At 41.7% G+C, this 17749-nt stretch carries 18 protein-coding genes and 1 tRNA gene; 12 read left to right on the forward strand and 7 right to left on the reverse strand.

The features are described 5' to 3' along the window. Positions 1-4 precede the first annotated feature (4 nt). The 5 genes from AC07UV_RS09250 to AC07UV_RS09270 all read left to right on the forward strand — a co-directional run bounded on the left by AC07UV_RS09250 (position 5) and on the right by AC07UV_RS09270 (position 6212). A complete protein-coding gene (locus AC07UV_RS09250; RefSeq protein WP_495183491.1) occupies positions 5-2296 on the forward strand; it encodes a xanthine dehydrogenase family protein molybdopterin-binding subunit in 2292 nt (763 codons plus the stop codon). A 146-nt stretch (positions 2297-2442) separates the two neighbouring features. Further along, positions 2443-3324, forward strand: a complete 882-nt coding sequence (gene fdhD, locus AC07UV_RS09255) for a formate dehydrogenase accessory sulfurtransferase FdhD (protein ID WP_282254342.1) — start codon at positions 2443-2445, stop codon at positions 3322-3324. A 92-nt stretch (positions 3325-3416) separates the two neighbouring features. Then, positions 3417-3767, forward strand: coding sequence for a DUF7009 family protein (locus AC07UV_RS09260; RefSeq protein WP_282254341.1), 351 nt, complete (start codon positions 3417-3419; stop codon positions 3765-3767). A 43-nt stretch (positions 3768-3810) separates the two neighbouring features. Then, positions 3811-4647, forward strand: a complete 837-nt coding sequence (locus AC07UV_RS09265; protein ID WP_495183492.1) for a molybdopterin-dependent oxidoreductase — start codon at positions 3811-3813, stop codon at positions 4645-4647. After that, positions 4647-6212 (forward strand): molybdopterin-dependent oxidoreductase, encoded by a 1566-nt coding sequence (locus AC07UV_RS09270; protein ID WP_495183493.1) that lies wholly within the window; start codon positions 4647-4649, stop codon positions 6210-6212. The genes AC07UV_RS09265 and AC07UV_RS09270 overlap by 1 nt, the downstream gene beginning before the upstream one ends. Here the strand turns inward: AC07UV_RS09270 and AC07UV_RS09275 are convergent. Continuing rightward, positions 6200-6835, reverse strand: a complete 636-nt coding sequence (locus AC07UV_RS09275) for an NTP transferase domain-containing protein (RefSeq protein ID WP_495183494.1) — start codon at positions 6833-6835, stop codon at positions 6200-6202. The two genes, AC07UV_RS09270 and AC07UV_RS09275, sit on opposite strands and share 13 nt — an antisense overlap. A 221-nt stretch (positions 6836-7056) precedes the next feature. Between AC07UV_RS09275 and AC07UV_RS09280 the strand changes: the two genes are divergently transcribed. Genes AC07UV_RS09280 through AC07UV_RS09290 form a run of 3 tightly spaced genes read left to right on the forward strand, consistent with a single transcriptional unit; the run spans position 7057 to position 10442 of the window. Further along, positions 7057-7521, forward strand: coding sequence for a (2Fe-2S)-binding protein (locus AC07UV_RS09280; protein ID WP_495183495.1), 465 nt, complete (start codon positions 7057-7059; stop codon positions 7519-7521). Between the two features lie 15 nt (positions 7522-7536). After that, positions 7537-8214 (forward strand): hypothetical protein, encoded by a 678-nt coding sequence (locus AC07UV_RS09285; RefSeq protein WP_282254337.1) that lies wholly within the window; start codon positions 7537-7539, stop codon positions 8212-8214. Beyond that, positions 8211-10442, forward strand: coding sequence for a xanthine dehydrogenase family protein molybdopterin-binding subunit (locus tag AC07UV_RS09290; RefSeq protein WP_495183496.1), 2232 nt, complete (start codon positions 8211-8213; stop codon positions 10440-10442). Before AC07UV_RS09285 ends, AC07UV_RS09290 begins: the two co-directional genes overlap by 4 nt. 558 nt (positions 10443-11000) lie before the next feature. Here the strand turns inward: AC07UV_RS09290 and AC07UV_RS09295 are convergent. Then, positions 11001-11642: a hydrolase gene (locus AC07UV_RS09295; RefSeq protein WP_495183497.1), complete on the reverse strand. Its 642-nt coding sequence runs from the start codon at positions 11640-11642 to the stop codon at positions 11001-11003. Between the two features lie 351 nt (positions 11643-11993). Here AC07UV_RS09295 and AC07UV_RS09300 point away from each other — a divergent pair, with 351 nt between their 5' ends. Further along, complete coding sequence (locus AC07UV_RS09300; protein ID WP_495183498.1) at positions 11994-12518, forward strand: TetR/AcrR family transcriptional regulator; 525 nt, start codon at positions 11994-11996, stop codon at positions 12516-12518. 5 nt (positions 12519-12523) lie between these two features. Next, a complete protein-coding gene (locus AC07UV_RS09305) occupies positions 12524-12934 on the forward strand; it encodes a DUF1348 family protein (RefSeq protein WP_495183499.1) in 411 nt (136 codons plus the stop codon). Between the two features lie 110 nt (positions 12935-13044). On the opposite strand, the gene AC07UV_RS09310 is transcribed toward AC07UV_RS09305, so the two are convergent. Beyond that, positions 13045-13374, reverse strand: coding sequence for a YegP family protein (locus tag AC07UV_RS09310; protein ID WP_495183500.1), 330 nt, complete (start codon positions 13372-13374; stop codon positions 13045-13047). Between the two features lie 257 nt (positions 13375-13631). After that, a tRNA-Ser gene (locus tag AC07UV_RS09315) sits at positions 13632-13719 on the reverse strand. A gap of 174 nt (positions 13720-13893) precedes the next feature. On the opposite strand from AC07UV_RS09315, the gene AC07UV_RS09320 reads away from it, so the two are divergent. Further along, positions 13894-14334 (forward strand): 3-oxoacyl-ACP synthase, encoded by a 441-nt coding sequence (locus AC07UV_RS09320; protein ID WP_282254322.1) that lies wholly within the window; start codon positions 13894-13896, stop codon positions 14332-14334. Positions 14335-14408: 74 nt separating this feature from the next. Beyond that, positions 14409-14921: a BON domain-containing protein gene (locus AC07UV_RS09325; RefSeq protein WP_495183501.1), complete on the forward strand. Its 513-nt coding sequence runs from the start codon at positions 14409-14411 to the stop codon at positions 14919-14921. Positions 14922-15008: 87 nt separating this feature from the next. Here the strand turns inward: AC07UV_RS09325 and AC07UV_RS09330 are convergent, their stop codons facing one another. The 3 genes from AC07UV_RS09330 to AC07UV_RS09340 all read right to left on the reverse strand — a co-directional run bounded on the left by AC07UV_RS09330 (position 15009) and on the right by AC07UV_RS09340 (position 17747). Beyond that, complete coding sequence (locus AC07UV_RS09330) at positions 15009-15734, reverse strand: tRNA threonylcarbamoyladenosine dehydratase (protein ID WP_282254320.1); 726 nt, start codon at positions 15732-15734, stop codon at positions 15009-15011. Continuing rightward, entirely contained in the window at positions 15731-16390 is a 660-nt protein-coding gene (locus AC07UV_RS09335) for a TatD family hydrolase (RefSeq protein WP_495183502.1), read from the reverse strand. Before AC07UV_RS09335 ends, AC07UV_RS09330 begins: the two co-directional genes overlap by 4 nt. Positions 16391-16460: 70 nt before the next feature. Further along, positions 16461-17747, reverse strand: a complete 1287-nt coding sequence (locus tag AC07UV_RS09340; RefSeq protein WP_495183503.1) for an anthranilate synthase component I family protein — start codon at positions 17745-17747, stop codon at positions 16461-16463. Positions 17748-17749 lie beyond the last annotated feature (2 nt).

Here is a 17749-nt window from a genome sequence, read left to right on the forward strand (position 1 = left end):
TCGCATGAAAATATTAGCTCCTTTTCAAGAAAGAAAGTCCGAAAGGGTAGACTCGGAGATTTTTAGTGTTTCCCGGAGAGACTTTTTAAAAGCCAGTGGGCTGTTAACCGGAGGATTGGTACTCGGGGTCAGCTTTTTCAGCTGTGACGATAAAGGCAAAAAGGTGGCCACTGTGGCACCTCATGTTTATTTGAGCATTGCCTCGGATGGCAAAGTAACCATTGTCGCACACCGTTCGGAGATGGGACAGGGAATCCGCACCTCACTACCACTTATCGTCGCCGATGAACTCGGGGCAGACTGGAGTAAGGTAGAAATTGTACAAGCCGAGGGGGATGAAAAGAAATATGGAAACCAGAACACCGATGGTTCATTTTCAGTACGCATGTTTTATAAACCCATGCGGGAGGCCGGTGCCATCGCACGGTTGCTGCTGTTACAGGCCGCAGCCAAAGAATGGCAGGTGGGCATCGCTGAATTAGACACCAAAAATGGACAGGTCATCCAACGTGGATCGAGTAAGAAGAAGGATTTTGGCGATCTTGTACAAACTGCGCTATCCTTGCCTATTCCAAAAGTAAATGAAATCAAACTAAAAGATAGGCAGTATTTTAATATGATAGGCAAGGAAACGCCCATCATTGACCTGCACAATATCGTCACAGGTAAGGCCGTTTTTGGGATTGATGCGATTGCCGACGGGATGAAAATCGCGGTGATCAAACGCTGTCCTGTTGTTGGCGGTACTGTAAAATCTGTCAACGATAGTAAAGCGTTGGCCGTCCCCGGTGTCATAAAAGTGATTACGATCAAAGGTGCTGGCTTACCGGCAACCTTATCCAGACCACTCAGTGGGGTAGCGGTGATCGCCGAGAATACCTGGGCGGCGATCAAGGCTCGAGATCTGTTGGAAGTCCAATGGGAACTCGGGCCCAATGCAGGCTACGACTCCGCCAAACAGATCGAAGAACTCAAACAGGTGGTCGCGCAAGAAGGTACAATACGTCGCAAACGGGGTGATTTCAATGCTGCCAAGGCCAATGCTAAAAAAGTGATTGAACACACCTATATCGCGCCATACCTGGCGCACGCTACCATAGAACCACCCTGTGCCCTGGCCATGGTAAAAAATGGGAGTTGTGAAATATGGGCTTGTACCCAAAACCCACAGGGCGCACGTGATGCTGTAGCCAAGGAGTTGGGGATTGCTGTGGAAAAAGTAAAAATGAATGTAACGTTGCTGGGCGGCGGATTCGGCCGGAAGTCGAAACCCGATTTTATTCTGGAAGCGGCTATCCTAGCCAAAGAGTCGGGTCTCCCGATCAAGGTGCAGTGGACGAGAGAAGATGATATCCGTCATGATTACTACCATGCGATGAGTGTGCAACGTATTGTAGCAACCATCGACAGCCAAAATAAATTAAGCGGCTGGGCCCACCATATCGCCAATCCGTCTATCTCTGCGACCGAAGATCAAGCTGTGGTACAACCCAGTGATGGGGAACTGATGCTGGGAGCTTCGGATTTCCCCTACAATGTTCCGGCCATCAATATTGCCACACATGATGCCAAAGCACACCTTCGAATCGGCTGGCTGAGATCAGTACGCAATATCCCGCAGGTATTTGCAGCTGCAACCATGCTCGATGAAATCGCCGAAGCCCGGGGTATAGACCCCGTTGCCAATGCATTGGAACTGCTTGGAGAAGACCGTCATATTACTTTTGAACAGGAGCTGATCAAAACGACTTATCCCAACTATGGGGAAAAGATCGCCGACTACCCTTGGGATACAGGGCGGATGAAAAAGGTGATCGAACGGGTCGCCAAGGAATCGAGCTGGGGTAAAACAATGCCCGCGGGAAGTGCACTGGGTTTTGCAGCACACAAAAGCTTTCTAACCTATGTCGCCTGTGTGGTGGAGGTGCGAGTGGATCAAGACAAAAAAATCAGCATCCCCAATGTATATTATGCCGTCGATTGTGGTCTTGCTGTCAATGTAGACCGGATCAAATCACAATTTGAAGGTGGAGCACAATTTTCAGCCAGTCTGGCACTCAAAAGTACAATCACTGTAAAAGATGGCCAAGTAGAACAGGGTAACTTTGACGGTTATCAGATCATTCGGATGCCTGATTCGCCTAAGCAAATCCATGTCCATATTCTAGACAGTGACGCCAAACCGACTGGTGTGGGTGAGCCACCGGTACCACCGTTTACACCAGCGCTCTGCAATGCCATTTATGCCGTGACTGGAAAACGGATCTATACATTGCCGATTGATCTGACAGTTTGATGCACGTGTGCTTATCCTACGAAATCATAAAATAAGCAATACTGCATGACAAAATAAACCATAAAAAGGAAGCCGATGATAGTAGGCTTCCTTTGCTTATACAGAAGTTTTAAAATACCGCACTTTAAGCTCGTTGAACCCGTTTTATGAAATCCAAGGCATTACAACATCACACATCAATAAAACACATTGACCTCGTTAAAGTAACTAATCGTTCGCAGGAATGGATAACGGATTGCATTTCGGTTGAGGAACCTTTGGAAATTCAGATACGAACAACAGTTGACGGGAGTGCAGCCAATAAAAACATCTCCGTCACCATGCGTACTCCGGGCAATGATGCTGAGCTCGCAACTGGATTTCTCTTTACTGAAGGCCTTATTTCTGAAGCCAGTCAGATCAAATCGGTGGATCATGTAGATGTGCTATGTACAAGAAATAGCCATAATATTATTGTTGTTGAACTAAGCAATGGGGTTGCACCAGAAACAACCGCCCTGGATAGGAATTTTTACACGACCTCCAGTTGTGGCGTCTGCGGAAAAGGTTCGATCGCTGCAATTAAAACCGTTAGCATTTTTAGAGACCTTGTTCCCGAATGTCGCGTTTTGAGCTGCGATATGCTCTATGCTTTACCTGATCGACTTCACGCTGCGCAGGGTAATTTCTCAGCAACCGGTGGTATACACGCCGCGGGGCTATTTGATCTCCAAGGACAGCTTATCGCGCTACGCGAGGATGTAGGCCGCCATAATGCACTCGATAAGCTCATTGGCCACGCACTAATGGCTGATTTATTACCACTACAGCGACAATTACTACTGCTGAGTGGCCGCGCTAGTTTTGAGCTTGTGCAGAAAGCTGCTATGGCAGGCATCTCCATCATTGCAGCAATCGGTGCCCCTTCAAGCCTGGCGATAGAATTGGCCAAAGAATTTGACATTACCTTATTGGGCTTTTTGCGAGATCACAGATTCAATATTTATCACCTTGGAAACAATATTGAGATTGAAGGGTTAATCGTATGAAGGGTTGGTAATATAAGGCTAATATTGTTTGAGCCTATGTATATTTACAAAGAATGATAATATCGGACAGTAAATTGATAAATAGATAAAAGATGAAAATAAGGATCAAGGATAATACGGTTAGACTACGATTGACCATGTCTGAAATTAATCGGTTAGGTACCGAAGGTGAAGTATTTGGTCGCACTGAATTTATCCAACAACCTCTAAATTACAGCATTGTACAGACAGATACAGAAGCACTCGTCGCCTCTTTTGTTGATCATAAAATTACTATTGGCCTATCTGCTGTCATGATCAAGGAATTGGTCCAGACGGATCGGATAGGCTTCGAGGGACAATCGGGAAAGGTGAAATTGCTTGTTGAAAAAGATTTTGCCTGTATTGACAATACTGTGGAGGATCAGAGTGACAATTTTCCGAATCCGAATCTCAAATGCTGACCTCCTAATAAAAAATATTAGGTATGCCAAATAGCCAATCATCATGGAAGATAACAACAAAAAGCAAAAACTGGAACAAGAAATTAAGGCTGAGCCACAGGCGGAAAATCCCTATAAGCTCCTCGACATCAAGTTGACACCCGTGGAAAAATCAGCAGCGGGTATCCCGGCGGTATTAGCAGCCTTTGCAGATCTTATTGAAGAAAAGACACTCGTTCGAGGAACCAAAGCGCTATTCAAAATGAATCAGGTTGGGGGATTTGACTGCCCTAGCTGCGCCTGGCCTGATCCAGACGATGAACGTTCCCCTGTAGGTGAATACTGCGAAAACGGCGCAAAAGCCTTAGCAGAAGAAGCAACCACAAAAAGGGTGACTCCGGAGTTCTTTAAAAATAATTCGATCTATGATCTTTCGCAACTCAGCGACTATGAGATTGGCAAAATGGGGCGCCTGACAGATCCGATGTATCTAGCCCCCGGCGGAACGCATTATGAACCAATCAGCTGGGAGGCTGCTTTTCAAAAAATTGCAGCACAACTTCATACATTGACATCCCCGCACGAAGCCGCTTTTTATACCTCAGGCCGTACTAGCAATGAGGCTTCTTTTCTCTATCAGTTATTTGCCAAAGAATTTGGTACCAATAATATGCCCGATTGTTCCAACATGTGCCATGAAACTTCGGGTTCGGCATTGCGTCCTACAATAGGCATAGGAAAGGGAACTGTCACACTTGCTGACTTTTATGAAAGTGAATTGATTGTTATCATTGGCCATAATCCAGGTACTAACGCCCCACGTATGATGAGTGCGCTAGAAAAGGCAAAAAAAATGGTACCAAAATTATTGCCATTAACCCTTTGCCGGAAGCAGGTTTGATGGGATTCCATAACCCACAACAGATCAATGGAATCATCGGTAAGGGCGTAAGTTTGGCTGATCTCTACTTACCTGTGAAGATCAATGGTGATATGGCTCTCTTAAAAGCACTGGAGCTTATTATACTGGACCTGGAGCATAAAAACCCCGGGAAAGTACTTCATGCCGACTTTATCAAAAGTAAAACAACGGGTTATGAAGCCTTTCGAGAACAATTTGATACTTCCAGATACGATCTTGAACACCTAAGCCAACAGAGTGGAGTTGCTCTGGCTGATATCCAGCAAGCTGCTGAAATGATGGCCTTTAAGGACAAAATTATTTTCTGCTGGGGGATGGGTTTGACGCAGCAACCCAATGGCGTGGACATGATCCGCGAGATCCTGAATATCTTGCTGCTAAAAGGGAGCATCGGTATTAAAGGGGGTGGTGTCTGTCCAGTCCGTGGCCACAGTAATGTACAAGGCAACCGTACCATGCTTATTGACGAGAAACCTACGAATGAACAGTTGGACAGGTTGCAGCGGTATTTTGGATTTGAACCCCCGCGCGAACATGGCTACGACGTGGTGCGTGCCATTAAAGCCATGCATGCTGAAAAGATTAAATTTCTGTTCTGTATGGGTGGAAATTTTCTGTCAGCGACGCGCGACACAACATTTACAGCGCATGCATTGCGCAAGCTTAACCTATTGGTCTGCGTGTCTACAAAATTAAACCGTGGCCATCTGATTCATGGCAAAGAAGCACTGATTTTGCCTACTTATGGTCGTAGTGACAAGGATATTGTCAATGGGGAGGTACAGATCGTCAGTACCGAGAATTCCATGGGCGTGGTACAGTCCTCGAAAGGTGTGCTGGATGCAGTATCTAAAAATCTGATCAATGAAACACAGATTGTATGCCGTATGGCGATGGCTACATTGGGCAATCGGTCTGTGGTCGACTGGCAGCGTTATCACGATAGTTATGATGCGGTGCGTGATGCAATTGAAAACTGTATCCCCGGTTTTGAAAACTATAATGTCAGGGTACGGCAGAAAGACGGCTTCTATTTACCCAATGAAGCTCGGGATTCGCAGTTTTTTGCACAGCAACTTGGTGGTTTAGCCCCCTTTACACGAACCGAAATACCTGAAAACCACCTGGAGGAAGACGAATATATGATGGCGACAACACGTACGCATGATCAATTTAATACCACCATCTATGGACTGGACGATCGCTATCGGGGTATCAAAAATGAGCGGCGTGTGATTTTTATGAACCAAAAGGATATAGCCAAAGCAGGTTTTAAAGCTGGAGACAAAGTGGATCTCTATAACTATGATGATGGGATAGAACGCGTAGCACCTTTGTTTTTGATTGTATCCTATGCAATTCCTGAAAAGAATACAGTCACCTATTTCCCCGAAACAAATGTGCTGATATCGGTCAACAATGTGGTAAAGGAAAGCAATATGCCGGCTTCCAAATATGTGAAGATCAAGATCAAAAAACATGATTCTGAGGTGTATAAAAAAGTGGATGAAATGCTTTACCGCGGTGCGCTTCAAAGGCCCTGAGGTTTGTCCGCAATAATCGCTTTCACCCTGCTGACCTCGGCAACGGTATTAACGTTGATAAGCGTTCTAGCATCAGCAGAATCAATCAGCGCGACCTGCTGCTGGATCAATACCTGGCGTGGGGATAGTCTATTTTGAGCGATCTGTTGTTTGAGGATAGGGTAGCTGCTCGGCTCCCAAATAGCAAATAAGGGTTCGGGGAGCATATGTTGTGGATTGGTGAATGCTGTCGCAATTTTTAGTGGATCGCGGTGTTGGATCAAATAAGCGATAGCTGCGCTGTCTATTAGTGGTAAATCACAAGCAAGAACGAGCCAAGCCTGCTCAGGCAGCAGATCCAATGCCGTTAGTATACCACCTATAGGGCCAATATTCGGGTAGTTATCGGGCAGCAGCTTATAGCTTTGCTCCAATTCAAGACTATCTGCCATCTCTCTAGCTTGTTCCGCACGACAGGAAATATAAACAGTTTCACAGTAAGGCTGCAGCAGATCGAGCAGATAATAGCGTTGTTCCTTACCATGCCATTGGATCTTTTCTTTCGGGCTTCCCATACGCTGACTTCTGCCGCCTATAAGTACAAGGCCATTTAATTTAGGGGATATAGTATCATTGGAAACCATTGGTATTGCTATCTGTCAATCAATTTTATTGAAGTTACGTAATTTAGTTTGATCAGGAAAATATCACTTTCCTATCCCACGGATAGTATATTGACCGCTAACCCCAATTACGGAATTTGTTACCAATATTACCTATTTCAGTAATAATTTATCCTACATATTAGTCAAATACCTATTTTTATATATGGATTCCATCGTGGGGTAACTAAGAATAAACAATTATGAACAGCATACGAATCAATAAAAAGAAATATACGGTAGACGTAGATAGCGAAATGCCTTTATTGTGGTTCCTAAGAGATCATGTGGGATTGACAGGTACAAAATATGGTTGCGGAGTTGCACAATGTGGTGCCTGTGTCGTTCACCTCGATGGGGAAGCTGTACGTTCTTGTGTGACTAAGATGAAACGTGCAATAGGTAAAGAAGTCATCACTATTGAAGGCTTGTCAGAACATGGTGACCACCCGTTGCAACTTGCATGGAAAGATGTTGATGTACCACAATGTGGTTATTGCCATGCCGGACAGATTATGTCTGCCGCCGTACTGCTACGCGAACGTCCAGATCCTACAGACCAAGATATCGACGATGCAATGACCGGAAATATCTGTCGTTGCGGGACTTATTCACGTATTCGTAAAGCTATTCATCATGCTGCGGAACTCCAGAATCAAAAGGGCTAAAGAATAAGCATATCCATGGAACTATATAAAGAAAAAAAACAGCTAATAAAGCTCAGATTCACTGTAACACTGATTGTTATAGCACTGTTTTTAATTGGAATCGTCTCAGCTTTCTCGGATGAAACCAACTATACTACACATGAAGAAATATATGCCACTGTGAAAAAAGATAGTGTCAAATCTGTCAACGCCTTTAAAAAAGTATACGCGGTATTACAGAGTCCCCGTTGCATGAATTGCCATCCCAGCGGTGATATCCCGTTGCAAGGCGATGATAACAGGCTCCATGCCATGTTTCCCAAACGTGGTACTGATGGTAAGGGCATATTAGCGATGAAATGTACAAACTGTCATCAGACCGAAAATACAGCGGGTTTAAAAACACCCCCAGGAAATCCGGAATGGCATCTACCATCAGCTACAATGAAAATGGTGTTCCAAGGACGTAGTGCGCATGAACTTGCAAAGCAATTGGTGGATCCGAAACAAAATGGGAACAAAGATCTCAAAGCATTGATTGCACATGCCGATGATGGTCTGGTCAAGTGGGGTTGGAACCCCGGCGAGGGCAGGACATTGCCGCCTATAAGTCATGCCAAATTTAAAGAGGCATGGATCACCTGGTTGACTACTGGTGCTTATGCACCAAAGCAACAAGGGTTGGATGGATCAAATTTGAAAAATGAACGATGAAAGTAGAGAAAACAACAATAGATAGGAGATCTTTTTTGAAGGCCGCTTTGTTGGCTGGAGGTGGAATGATTTTGCAGTTTAGCTGGCCTGGGGCGATTACGGCAGCTGCTGAAAACAGTCCGGCCGAATCGGAACACTTTACATTAAACAGTTATATTAAGATCCATCCGGATGGGAAAGTGACACTTTTTAATCCCAATCCAGAGTTTGGGCAAAACGTCAAAACTTCGTTGCCGATGATTTTGGCAGAAGAATTAGACGTCAGTTGGGACCTTGTGCAGGTTGAACAAGCGGACTTTTTCCCGGAACGCTTTGAACGTCAGTTTACTGGAGGCAGCCAATCCATCCGTAGAGCATGGCCCGTGTTGCGTACTGCTGGAGCTACCGCACGACAAATGCTGATCCTTGCTGCCGCACAACACTGGGCTGTTTCAGCTGATGAAATAACGACTGATGCGGGTACCCTGTATCATAAAAAAAGCAACCGCAAGCTGTCCTATGGCGAACTTGCTTCTGCGGCTGCCCTGATACCGCTGCCAAAAAATGTGAAACTTAAAGCGATTGCCGATTTCAAAATTATTGGTTCATCCAAACACAATGTTGAAATCGACAATATTGTGACCGGGAAACCATTATTTACAAGCGATTATAAAAAAGAGGGGATGCTAATCGCTATGATTGTCCATCCTTCAAGTTTCGGCAGAGAAATTACAACCATAGATGATAAAGCCGTTCGTCAAATGCCGGGAATAAAAGATGTATTTATCATGGAGCCTTTGCTCAAGGATTATAAGAAAAACGGATTCGATGTATTTACTTATGAGCATGTCGCTGTCATCGTTGGAAACACTACTTGGGAGGTAATGCAGGCGAAGAAAAAATTGATCTTGCAACTGAGCGGCCCGACAGGCAATGCGCAAAATGGAAAACCTGATTTTTTGGAAAGCACAGCGCGACATTATGCAGATATGGACCATTATTCCACAGGACCAGCGGAGGTGAAACGTCGAGATGGTAATCCTGAGTCGGCTTTTAAAAACGCTGCACGCATTATTGAACGTACCTATACAGCGCCTTTCCTAGTACACAATACGATGGAACCGGTAAGCTGTTTTGCTGATGTCGGGGCAGATCATGCTGAATTATATGCCCCCATACAAGCACCCGAATTTATTACCACAACCTTGTCTGCTCGACTGGGCTTACCAAAAGAGAAAATAAAAATTAATCTAGCTCGAATGGGTGGTGGTTTTGGATTACGGGCCTACGGACACCATGTGGTCGAGGCCGCAGTTATTTCCCAAAAGATTAAAGCTCCGGTCAAGTTGATGTATACACGCGAGGATGAGGCGACCTACGGCATTTACCGGCCAAGTTACAGCGCGACCTATAGGGCTGCGTTAGATGAAAACAATCAATTAATTGGTTTTCATATCAAAGCGGGTGGTATCCCCGAAACTCCACTGCACGAAAATAGATTTCCAGCTGGAGCGATAGACAATTACCTTGCTGAAGCCTGGGCAATACCTTCAGCGATTACAATAGGAGCTTTTCGCGCACCGCGATCCAACTTTATCGCCAGTGCTGAACAGTCATTTTTGGATGAACTGGCCTTTGAAATGAAGAAGGACCCCTTAGATTTCAGGTTGGAATTGCTCAAACGGGCAAAAGAAAAACCTGTCGGACAGCGCAATGACTATGATGCTGACCGCTATGCAGGCGTAATCCAATTGTTAAAGGACAAAACGGCAATCTTAGCAAGGCCAGCTGGAACTGGAAGAGGGATGGCGGCTTATTATTGCCATAATACCTATGCTGCTGCAATGGTAGATATAGGCATGAAGAATAATGAACCCTATGTCAAACAAGCCCTGGCCACCCTAGACTGTGGTATTGTCATCAATAAAGACGCTGCCGTTAATATGGCTGAGGGCGCACTCATTGATGGGATAGGTAACGCTTTATATGGCGAACAACTATTTATGGATGGGGTACCATTGAAAAGTAATTTCAATACCTATCGGATGATCCGCATGAATGAGGCTCCAGAAAAAATCGAAGTACATTTTGTGGAAAACCAGGATAACCCAACGGGTATGGGGGAACCCCTGTTTCCACCGATATTTGCCGCTGTAGCAAATGCCTTATTTGACCATACGCGAAAAAGATATTACAAACAGCCTTTTGTAAAACAATATTTGGATGAGAACAGAAATTCTGTAATTTAATTGAATTACAGAATTTTACAATTTCGGGAGATTTAGTTTTTTGTGATTCAAATTTCAGGAAATGTTCTTGGGCTATTGGCTACAGTATTCCTAGTATTGATGATTTTTAGTTGATTCTCTATTTTTCCAATCTCAGTTTTAAAGGTTTAAAGAATAGATAAACTACACCGATGCCTATTGCCATTGCCACAACATAGCCTATAAATGCGATCGTTTCCGCCTGTTGCTCATTTTTGGAAAGTGTACTTTTATCATTCCGAACGAACCAATAAACCAAGGCAAAAGTAAGGGTGGATGCAATGATTATAGAAAGCAGATCTCATGACGGGAGCTGTTTTGTAATAGCAGATGAGCCAACAAAAATGAGCAATGTAAGTAGGTAAAAAATGATCACCTTCAAATAGTTAGATACTTTTTTCATTTTTTAGGCTCTTTTACATAAAGTTAGTTGATGATTGGCAGAAATCGTTGAGCTACCTTCAATTATCCCCATGATCGTTGATAAAAATTATCCTGGGGATAGATTGTTAACTATTTTTATGACCTTGCATCCATTATTTATTCAGCTTTGTCGTAAGAAAATTGAATACCTGCAGTTCCGCCAGTTTCTATAAAAAGATTCATAAAGCCATGGGCAGTATCCGCTCTCGCCCAATCTCGTTGTAATTCACAGAAAAGTTGTGCAACACTAACCGGCTGACCTCCGGCTTGTTCAATTCTGCGCAATGCGGCATCATGTGCTACTATAGAAGTACCCCCGACAGCATCAACGACTGGATAAACTTCAAATCCTTCTTGTAGTGCATCCAAAGAAGGGAAAGAAAGGCAGGCTTCAGTCCATAAGGCAGTCATAATGAGTTTAGACCGTTTTGTTTCTTTAACAGCCTTTAAAAATTCTACATCTTCCCAAGCATTTATTGTTGTTCGATCATAGGAAGGTATTCCTTTAAGCTCCTTCCGTAATTGGGGAATTGTTTCAAAGTTCAAACCAGTTTTCACATTGACAGTAGAAAGGATGATAGGAAGATTATAGAGCTTTGCCATCTTGGCCAACCCAACAATATTGTTGATAAGGAGTTGCCTATCCATAGAGGCAATCGAATTAACCTGTACTGGCTGATAATCAATAATGACTAGAGCCGCATTTTCTGGAGTGATCAAATGATCCTTCTTTTGATCACGAATTGGAAAACTTGTCATAACGTTGTTTTTTTATTTTTTTGATAATCTCAATAGGCCACATTAACAACCTATTTTTCTCACTGATAAAATTAGATAAGGCCACTCTTTTAAAGAATAATCTAGATTAAGTAGTAAACTTAATGCACATTAAGTTTTTGAGAATGGTGATAAAAAATTCTTTACAACTAATTTTATATACAGCGACAACTTCCAAAAAACAACCATAACCAACTGAATATAACACAAATTACATCTATTATTGTTTCATGACTGGTATCTTTTATGCGTCTATTTAAAACAACTATCAAACAGACAGACTTGTCTGTTTGATAGTTGTTTTCTATTTTTGTTTTACAAAATTTTAAAGAAATGGATAACCCAAGAGAGAGAGTTTTAAATACAGCCTCCTTATTATTCCATCAACAGGGATATAACAGCACGGGGATAAATCAGATCATAAGTGAGGCAAAGGTTGCCAAAGCTAGTTTTTATCAGCATTTTAAATCCAAAGATGATCTTTGCATCGCTTTTTTGACCTCCAGACATACCTTTTGGTTTTCGGAGCTCCGCGCATATACACCGGACTCAGTCAGCCATAAACAATCCATATTGGCTGCATTTGATTTTATTATTCATATGAATAATAAAGAGAATTTTAGAGGTTGTAGTTTCCTAAATATTCTTTCTGAACTCTCAAAAAATCAAAGTGCAATTCTTTCTGTCATACAGTCTCACAAAAATGATCTGAGGAATTTTTTCACACAAATACTAGGTGAGGGCTTATTGGCTACGCATATCTATCTATTGTTTGAAAGCGCTATTATTGAAAGTCGGCTTTTTAGATCAAATGAACTTGTTCTAAAATCAAAAGAAATTGTTAATCATATTATTTAAAATTTATGGAACAGAAACATCCATTGCCACCTTTTACATTGGAAACGGCAAAACAAAAAATCCAGATGGCTGAAGATGCATGGAACTCCCAGAACCCTGAACGGGTGTCCATGGCTTATACAATAGACAGCGAATGGCGAAATCGGCATCTATTTATCAATGGGAGGGAAGAGATTGTCCAGTTTCTAACGACAAAATGGGCGAATGAACTTGATTATAAATTGAAAAAAGAGTATTGGTCTCATACCGAAAATAGAATTGCTGTCCGATTTGAGTATGAATACAGAAACAAAGATGGAAGATGGTTTAGAGCCTATGGAAATGAGAACTGGGAGTTTGATGAAAATGGTCTGATGAGAAAACGGTACGCGAGTATTAATGATTTAGAAATAGCAGAGGGGGATCGGTATTTGTAAAAGTGTTATTGCTTTTTGAAAACGGAAACTACCATCTTCTTATATAAGTAAGGCCCAACATATAATATCGGGCTTTACTTGCGCTTGATTATACAAATCATTTTTATTTGCTAATCAAGATCTTCGATCGTTGCATCTGGTGCGTTTGATTTTACAGATTCAATACCGTTTTCCATTCCACTCGCACTTTCATACATTTCGCTTGTTCCGATAACTTGGCCGTTGGTCGCTTTCAGGTTGAAATAATGTTTTCCATTCGTTGAAATCTTTCTTTCGAACTTATCGTTATCCTGCGCATTCCGTTTTACAGATTCAATACCATTTAAACAGTTCGCCTTTGTTTTATACCCTTCACTGTCCAAAATAACCTGACCATTTCCAGCTTTTAAATTAAACTGGAATTCGCCATCTTTTCTTGTTTTCACTACAAATTTTCCCATTTTTTCTATTATAAATTTTTATGTGATAAATGCGATTTACGCTACTAATAAAGATAACGTATTAAATTGTTTTTATTGTGAAACAACGATTAAATTATTTGCATTAAGATAGTAAGATATCAAAACAGTAGACAAAAGCTTACATTATAAAATCAAAAAAATGTGTATGTGTACTTTATCAAATTTTTCCTAAAATAAAGAAGGGGAGTTTCTACAAAACAAAAAAGAGCAACTTTTTACAGTTACTCTTTATTTTGCGGAAAGGGAGGGATTCGAACCCTCGATACAGTCATCCCGTATACAGTCTTTCCAGGACTGCTCATTCGACCACTCTGACACCTTTCCGTGTTTCAGTGCACAAATGTAGTAATTTTTTACTTTATTGCAATACCGCTCATGTTTTTTATAGCTTGATTTTTTCTATACTACTGAACTTAAGCCTATTGTTTTTATTTTTTTTTGAATAAAACATATTTCTTATTTTTCAGAATGACAAATAGCTATTTTGATATAAAAAAGATGGTTTTAGAAGTTTCCATCGCACGGACAAATGATCGGATCGCGATGATTGAATCTGCTCTGGAAACCGCTAGAGATTCCAGTAATGACGATACAAAAAGTAGCGCTGGTGACAAATATGAAACTTCCCGCGAGATGATCCAACAAGATATAAATCGCTACCAGGGACAACTTCTGGAAGCGAATAAAGACCTGTTACAACTGACCAATATTGCGACAACAATAGCAGACGCGACAGACTTTGTCAAACTGGGCAGCCTTGTCAAGACAAATGTAGGGCTCTACTTTATTGCAACTAGTATCGGTGCATTAAAAATAGGCGATATGAATGTCTTTGCAATTTCACCGGTATCACCTATAGGTCAGCTGCTTCTGAGTAAAAAAATAGGAGATAGCTTTCTATTTAACAAACTAAATCAGATAATTACAGGAGTCTATTAATCACCAAAATACAGGAAAGCTAAACAATATCTCAATCTAACTGTTTTTACTATGAACGAAAATAAAACGATGCGATGAAATTAAACAACTTACTTTTGATATTTTCATTAGGTGTTTTACCTTTTGTTCACTCATGCCGGTCACCAGAATCCGATGATAAGTTAAAGTCTAAAATTGAAGAAGCTTTAGCAGATAACCAAGGCATAGCAGTGGATGTAGAAGCGGGTAATGTTACCTTGAACGGACAATTAGGATCAGATTCATTGAAACAGGTTATTGAAGAGAAAACAAAATTGGCCGGTGGTGAAAGTATCAAATCTATCCATAACAATATTATGGTCAATCTTCCGGAACCGGAAGACGCACGCGAAAAATATCATGAAATAGTTGAGGGGGCGGTGGATTCGACTTTAACCAGAGATGTCAATCGGGTTTTAAAGGATTTTCCGACGATTACAGCTCAAGTAAAGGAGGGAACAATTATAGTCACTGGAAATATTGAAAAATCACAATTGGATTCGTTAAAGAAAAGATTGGAACATATTAAACCAAAAGGTCTTGATATGAAAGGAATAACGAGTCGATAGCTCACTCGTATCCATAACAAAATAAGAGCTACAAACCTATAGGCGAGTAGCTCTTATAATTTATGCATATGTTTATTTAGCACTAATTTAGGTATTTTCCATCAAATCCCGAATAGCCACTGAAGCAATCGCACCTCCAAAAGCTGCCGGTAGATAGGACATTGTTCCATAAGCTGATTTCTTGAAATTACTTCCATCGGTATACAGCAAGGATTTTTTGTCTGGCAATTCAGTTGAGAAGGCAACTTTAACACCGTCACGGATACCATGTTTACGCAATTTTTTGCGGATGTGCTGGGCTAGCTTGCAGTTATAGGATTTACTAATATCGGCAATCTCAATTTTAGTTGGATCAACTTTACCGCCCGCACCCATTGAACTTACAAATGGCATTTTTGCATCGAGTGCCAGTCTGATGAAGAATAGCTTTGGAGTGATACTATCGATGGCTTCCACACAATAGTCAGGCTTCATGTCCAATAATGCTGGTATTTTTTCAGGGATAATAAAGTCCTGGATCACGGTCAACTCTAATTCTGGATTGATAGCTAAAAGACGCTGTCTCATGATTTCAGCCTTCGCTTCACCGTGGTTCGTTGCAAGAGCTGGGAGTTGTCTATTTCTGTTAGATGGGTCTACTGTATCACCATCTATAATGGTCATTTTACCAACCCCTGCACGACATATAAATTCGGCCGCAAAGGAACCTACACCACCCAGGCCCAGAACCATTACGTGTGAATCCGCTAATTTTTCCAAAGCTGTCCTACCCACCAATGCCTCAGTGCGTGACAGCCAACTTAAATCTTTCATTTTTTTAATACAATCTTATAATTATGATATAATGCCTGCTTTAACATCTCTACTGGAATAGATCGGACTTGAGCGACATATTGATATAGGCTAGCAATTTCCGTTGCTATATCGGTATCTGTTTCCAAAAATAGATGTGCAAGGGGAATATTTTTCACGACTTGATCCTGGCTGCCATCCAAACAATGGACACCGATTGAAAGGAAGTACCCTTTATCAATGAGCTGTTTGGCTAAGGTCCAATTCTTGCGATAACCATGAAAGATAACCGGAAGTTGAAATTTTTCTTTCGCCAAAGAAGCCTGAATCTCCTGAAAAGCACGAACACAATGAATAATCAGCGGTTTCTGAAAAGCTATGGCCAATAGAATCTGTTGGTCAAAAACTGCTTGTTGTTCCGCGAAGGGTACGTCACTATTTTTGTCTAGACCACATTCACCTACTGCTAAAACATTTGTTTCCTCTATCATTATACGCATCAATTCCAATGCTTTTTCTGTATTGTTGTTGATATACCATGGATGTAACCCAATCGAGCAGTCTCCCTTAATGATAGTCTCATTATGGTTCAATGCTACATTTACAATAGATAGACAGGAGCCATCCTCTATAGCATTGGGCCGATGTGTATGTATATCAATATAAGGAATCTGCATTTTCAACAGCACAAAGGTCGAAAAAATAGTTGAAGCAAAAAATATTCTCTATAAAATTAGTATAGTTTTATCATTGTACCACCGTATCCAATGCATATAGAAGAGCTGAGGCTTTCAGTAGACACTCCTGATATTCTTGTTCTGCTAATGCTTGGTTGGTAACCGCCCCGCCTGTATGAAAAGAGAGGTAATGTTCCTGCTGATTGTAAAGGAGAGAGCGGATCACGACATTAAAATCAAATTCGTCATGTAAGGTATCAAAATAGCCTATGGAACCCGCATATACACCTCTTTTGGAATCTTCAATCTGATCGCAAATGCGCATAGCAGCAATCTTGGGAGCCCCTGTCATGGAACCCGCAGGAAATGTATGTCTAAATACGTCCATATTGGGCACCTTTGGATCTTGAGTACAGGTGATGGTAGATATCATCTGATGTACCTGTTTAAAAGATTGGATTTCAAACAAACGTGTGGCTTCAACTGTTCCGGGGAGGGCACTTCGTGTCAAATCATTTCGGACTAAATCCACGATCATTACATTTTCGGCAATCTCCTTCTGCGATTGGAGCATACGATTAATAATAAGTTGATCTTCGTGCTTTGTAACACCTCTTTTTGCAGTGCCTTTAATCGGCTGAGAGATCAACTTGCCTTTTCTTTTTGCCAAAAAACGTTCTGGAGAAGCGCTCATGATAAAATGATGCCCAACTCTAAAAAAGTTGCTGAATGGAGTAGGTGATACGGCATTCAGTTTTAAATAAATATCGATCGGGGAAATATTGGCATTTTCGGAGAAGAATTCCTGACAAAGATTTACTTCGTAAATATCACCACGTTGAATATGTTGCTGCACTTTATCGAAGGCATCAAGGTATTCTTCTTTAGTCCACCGCGAGCGTAGGTGCAGATCCAGGGTAGCATCTATCTGTGGAATTGTTGTGTCGCAGATGGACTGATACACCGCAACTGGATCATCGGCTTGGATGTGAACCTGATTAGCGGCCCATCTGACCGTAATGGTTGGAACAAAAAAATAGGCAGCTGGAAATCCGAGCTTATCAATGGCACTAGTATGCAAATCTTCGATCTCATTCTTAAGATCATAGGATAGAAATCCCGGAATAAACTCGCATTGATGTTTGACTAGGAATTGCTGTAATTGATCCAATACATCATCATCTGCACAAAATGAATGCAAGGCCTTCACTGCCAATACACTCTCAAATCTTCCCCATTCGTCAGGCGCGCCATTACTATTAAAGAAAGAAATTTCATCAAATTGCCCTGACCAATGCAGGGCTTTCTGATGAAATTTATCTTTAGAATCGAGAAGATCAAAACTTTCGATCCTCATAT

The sequence above is a fragment of the Sphingobacterium sp. GW821-FHT03E03 genome (genome assembly GCF_059420745.1).